This is a genomic window from Shimia sp. (assembly GCF_041624275.1).
Classification (GTDB): domain Bacteria; phylum Pseudomonadota; class Alphaproteobacteria; order Rhodobacterales; family Rhodobacteraceae; genus Shimia.
Genome location: NZ_JBFJVE010000215.1, coordinates 1 through 4,732, shown reverse-complemented (window position 1 = coordinate 4,732; position 4,732 = coordinate 1). Strand labels below are relative to the sequence as shown.

Here is a 4,732-nt window from a genome sequence, read left to right as displayed (position 1 = left end):
TGGCAGCCGGCTTCGGCCCCCGAGATCGAGGCATTGTACTTGACCAGCCCGCCGATGGCGGCGGCGGTGAGCAGGAAATCGTCGATACGTCTTTCCGAGGCGCCCGGCACGTGGTCGAGCCAGTAGCGGATCACCGCCGGCAGGACTCCCGCCGCCCCGTTGGTCGGCGCGGTCACCACCTGGCCGCCGGCGGCGTTCTCTTCGTTGACCGCCATCGCATAGGTGCTGATCCAGTCGTTGATGGTATGCGGGGCGCTGAGATTCATGCCGCGTTCGGCCAGCAGCGATTCGCGGATGGCATTGGCCCGCCGGCGCACGCCCAGCCCGCCGGGCAGCACGCCCTTGGCCTCGAGGCCGCGCTCGATACAGTCGTTCATCACCTGCCAGATGTGCGCCGCGCCCCTTGAAAAGCTTTCGGCACAGCCGCGCGAGATTTCATTGGCCCGTTTCATGTCGGCGATCGACTTGCCCGATGCCGCCGCCATGTCCAGCATTTCGGCAGCGGTCTTGAACGGGTAGGGCACCGGCGCGCCCTCGTCGGTGTCGGCGCCCTGTTCAAGCTCGGCCTCGGTCATCACGAAGCCGCCGCCGATCGAGTAATAGGTCTCCTGCAGGATGACGTCGCCCTGGGCGTCGGTGGCCATCAGGATCATGCCGTTGGCATGGCCGGGCAGGTTGGGGCCGAAATCGAATTTCAGATCTTCCCGCGGGTTGAAGTCGAGCGCGCCGAGCCCCTCGGGGTGGACCTTGCCCGTGGCGCCGATCTCGGCCAGCACCGCTTCGGCCCTTTCGGCGTCGTAGCTATCGGGCAGGAACCCGGCCAGGCCGAGGATGGTGGCGCGGTCGGTGGCGTGGCCGACTCCGGTGAAGGCCAGCGAACCATGCAGCGAGCCGCGCAGCCCGTGGAACTCGAACGGCGAGGCCCGCATCAGGTCGAGAAACCGCGCCGCCGCCACCATCGGCCCCATGGTATGCGATGAGGACGGGCCGACACCGATCTTGAACATGTCGAAAACGGAAAGAAACATCAGAGAGCCACTCCTTCGGGAGGGTTGGGATAGTTGGGGGATGTGAAAGGCCGCGCCGCCATGCCTTCGGCGGCGATCAGGGCGGCGACGCTGGGGCGGGTTTCCAAGGCGCCGGCCATGGCGCGCAGGGCGGGCCAGCGCCCGAGCGAGAACCAGCCGGTGTCGCCCAAAGGGTAAAGCGCGCTCCATCGCAGCATCGCGGCGACGTAGAGGTCGATCACCGACGCCTGCCCGGCGGCAAAAAAGCCCTGATCCTCGCGGGCCAGTCTTTCCAGAAGGTCATAACCACGACACAGGTTGGTGCGAACGTGGCGCCGCAGCGCGGCCTGCGCCCCCCTGTCGGCACCGACGTATTTCTCGGGGTAGAAATTGAGCCGCAGATTGCCGTGCATGGTGTTGGACAGGTAGAACAGCCACTTGAGAAAGGCCGCCCGCTCATGCGCGCCGGGTGGCGGGGCAAACCCCGGCCTGCCGTGGGTTTCGGCCAGCCACAGAAGGATGGCGGCGGTCTCGAAGATCGCGCCGTCCGGGGTTTCCAGCGCCGGGATCAGCCCGGCCGGGTTGATCGCCAGATAGGCGGGGCTGTTCTGGGCATCGGCGGCGCGATCGACAAGGCATGTCTCGTAGGGCAGGGCCAGCTCTTCCAGCGCCACTCGCACGATCAGCGAGGCGTTGTCGGGGGCATAGTGAAGGCGCAGTTTCGGATCCATCGGACTAGGATAGGGGGCAAGCCGGTTAGGGTTCGGTCTCAAAGCGACGTTTCCTATCGGAAACACGGCCGGCGGCGCACGGCAAGCGCTTTCTGTGCCCGGCACCGCTGGCCGTGCCCTGTCCGCCCCCGGCCGCCCCGCCCTGTCAGCCGGTCAGGCCGGTCGGCGCCGGAGCCGCAGGGCCATCCCGGCCCTCATGTTGAGGCCCAGAAGCGTGATGTTGACGGCGCCGGCGGTCAGTTCCACCGCCTGGACCGCGTAGAACCAGGTATCAAACAGTCCGGCCTGCGCCCGCAACGCCAGAAACACCGCGCTGGGCAGCAGTACCAGCAGCCCGTTGACGGCGATGACGCCCATGCGCCGGGTCTTCTGCCTGATCTGCGGCAACCGCCAGCCGCGCGCCAGCCTGTGGCCGGTGATGCCGGCACCCGCCATGGCGGGGACCAGGACCAGCATGCCCCAGAGGATCGCGGTTTTGACCCGCGCGACCGTGTCCGGCGCGGCCAGGCTTTCGCTCGCAACGGTTGTGATCCAGAATGTGACGATCATCAGCAGGGCGATGCTGGCACAGAGGATGTGAAGGCGGCGGGTCATTGGGAATCTCCTTTAGAATAGCGTGCTATATAAATAGAGTTGCATAGCGCGCTATGGAACTGCATATTCGCGCACATGGGATTTACAAAAACGCACTCAGCGGGATTTCTGGCCAACCACATGGCGCGGCTTTTCGCACGCCATTTGCAGCAGGCCCTGCGCGCGCATGGCGTCGCGCCGGCGCAGTTCATGGTGTTGCTGGAGCTGTGGGAAGAGGACGGGCTGACCCAGGCCGACTTGGTGGCGCGGCTGGACGTCGAACAGGCGACGATGGCCAATACCCTTGCCCGGATGCAGCGCGACGGGCTGATCCTGCGCCGGCCCAGCACCGAGGACCGCCGGGTGCGGCGGATCCTGCTGACCGACCGCGCCCGCGACCTGCAGGACGTCGCGACCCGGCAGGCGCAACGGGTCAACGAAACGGCTCTGGCCGAGCTGACGCAGGCCGAACGGGCCAGCTTGCTGCGGCTGATCGGGCGGGTGATTTCAGCGTTGCAGAAGGCCTAGTTGCCGGGCCATTGGGTGTTTTCCCCGTGGCCCAGAGCCGCTAACGTGCTTATAAGTCCGCCAACAGGTGCAAGGGAGTCGCCGCATGACCGGAGAATTGTCGCCCATCGACAAGGCCAAATTCGTGGCAGCCAAGAAAGCCACCGACTATGTCGAGGACGGTATGCGCGTCGGGCTGGGCACCGGGTCGACCGCCGCCTGGTTCGTGCGCTGCCTCGGCGAGATGGTGCGCGAAGAGGGGCTGCGCATCAAGGGGGTCCCGACCTCGACCCGGACCGCCGAACTGGCCCGCGAGGTGGGCATTCAGGTGGTCAGCCTCGACGAGGCGCGCTGGCTCGACGTGACCATCGACGGTGCCGATGAATTTGATGGCGACCTCAACCTGATCAAGGGCGGCGGCGGGGCGTTGTTGCAGGAGAAGATCGTCGCCACCGCCTCGGACCAGATGATCGTGGTCGCCGATATCGGCAAGGAGGTCGAGACACTGGGCAGTTTCCCCTTGCCGGTCGAGGTCATCCCCTTCGGCTGGCAGACCACCCAGGCGCTGATCGAGGAGACGCTGGTCAGCATGGACGTGCTGGGGCGGGGCTCGACCCTGCGCATGAACGGCGCCAGCCCCTTCATGACCGACGAGGGCAACCACATCCTTGATCTGCATCTGCGCCGGATCGGCGATCCGCGCCAGTTGGCGATGGTGATGAACCAGATGCCGGGGGTGGTTGAAAACGGCCTGTTCATTGATATCTGTGACGCTGTGGTGGTCGGCTATGGCGACGGGCGCGTCGAAGTGCGCGATATCAATGCCGGCACCATCGAAGAGAGCCTTCTCGACTTTGCCGAGTCGGACAATCTCTTTGTGGATCTGGTTGATTAAGGGCAAGAAATGGCTTTCGATTACGATTTGTTTGTCATCGGCGGTGGTTCCGGCGGTGTCAGGGCCGCGCGGGTCGCGGCCCAGGAAGGCGCGCGGGTCGCGCTGGCCGAAGAAGACCGCTATGGCGGCACCTGCGTGATCCGCGGCTGCGTGCCCAAGAAACTGATGGTCTTTGCCAGCGAATACGCCGGCATGGTCGAGGATGCGCAGGCCTATGGCTGGGACATCCGGCCCGGTGCTTTTGACTGGGACGTGTTCCGCGGCAAGCTTTACGCCGAGCTGGACCGGCTGGAAAACGTCTATCGCGGCATCCTGAAGAACAACGGCGTCGAAACCTATGACCAGCGCGCAAGGCTGGCCGACGCTCATACCGTGGAACTGGCCGACGGCACCCGCAAGACCGCCAAGCATATCCTTCTGGCCATGGGCGGGCGTCCGGTCATGCCGGGCATTCCGGGCGACGAATTCGGCATCACCTCGAACGACATCTTCCACCTGGAAAAACTGCCCGAGACGATCCTCATCGTCGGCGGCGGCTATATCGCCTCCGAGTTTGCCGGCATCCTCAACGGGCTTGGCGTCAAGGTGACGCAATACTATCGCGGCGCCCAGATCCTGCGTGGTTTCGACGACGAGGCGCGCGGGCTGGTCTGCGAAGAAATGTGCCAGCGCGGCATCGACGTGCATCTGGGCACCAATGTGCTGGAGATGCGCAAAGAGGGCGACAAGGTCTGGGTCAAGGCCACCAATGGCGACGAACGCCTGTTCGATCATGTGATGTTCGCCACCGGCCGTGCGCCCAATACCGAAGACATGGGGCTGCAAGAGATCGGCATCGAAATCGGCCGCAAGGGCGAGATCGTGGTCGACGACTACAGCCAGACAGCGGTGCCTTCGGTCTATGCCGTCGGCGACGTCACCGACCGGGTGAACCTGACCCCGGTGGCCATCCGCGAGGGCATGGCCTTTGTCGAGACCGTGTTCAAGGGCAACCCGACCAAACCCGATCACGAGTTGAT

At 65.3% G+C, this 4,732-nt stretch carries 6 protein-coding genes; 3 read left to right on the top strand and 3 right to left on the bottom strand.

Annotated features, from left to right (window positions below; genetic code table 11):
- The 3 genes from ABZD10_RS13810 to ABZD10_RS13800 all read right to left on the bottom strand — a co-directional run.
- Nucleotides 1-1,028: L-serine ammonia-lyase (locus ABZD10_RS13810; RefSeq protein ID WP_372887331.1), on the bottom strand; the 1,028-nt coding region annotated here is incomplete at its 3' end.
- On the bottom strand, nucleotides 1,028-1,780 hold the full coding sequence (locus tag ABZD10_RS13805; RefSeq protein WP_372887329.1) for a glutathione S-transferase family protein: 753 nt from the start codon (nucleotides 1,778-1,780) through the stop codon (nucleotides 1,028-1,030). The genes ABZD10_RS13810 and ABZD10_RS13805, both read right to left, overlap by 1 nt.
- Nucleotides 1,781-1,891: 111 nt before the next feature.
- Nucleotides 1,892-2,332 (bottom strand): hypothetical protein, encoded by a 441-nt coding sequence (locus tag ABZD10_RS13800; protein WP_372887328.1) that lies wholly within the window; start codon nucleotides 2,330-2,332, stop codon nucleotides 1,892-1,894.
- A gap of 120 nt (nucleotides 2,333-2,452) precedes the next feature.
- Between ABZD10_RS13800 and ABZD10_RS13795 the strand changes: the two genes are divergently transcribed.
- From ABZD10_RS13795 to ABZD10_RS13785, 3 genes are all read left to right on the top strand, one after another.
- Nucleotides 2,453-2,839: a MarR family winged helix-turn-helix transcriptional regulator gene (locus ABZD10_RS13795; protein WP_372887326.1), complete on the top strand. Its 387-nt coding sequence runs from the start codon at nucleotides 2,453-2,455 to the stop codon at nucleotides 2,837-2,839.
- An 85-nt stretch (nucleotides 2,840-2,924) separates the two neighbouring features.
- Nucleotides 2,925-3,713, top strand: coding sequence for a ribose-5-phosphate isomerase RpiA (gene rpiA / locus ABZD10_RS13790; RefSeq protein ID WP_372887325.1), 789 nt, complete (start codon nucleotides 2,925-2,927; stop codon nucleotides 3,711-3,713).
- Between the two features lie 9 nt (nucleotides 3,714-3,722).
- Nucleotides 3,723-4,732: FAD-dependent oxidoreductase (locus ABZD10_RS13785; RefSeq protein WP_372887323.1), on the top strand; the 1,010-nt coding region annotated here is incomplete at its 3' end.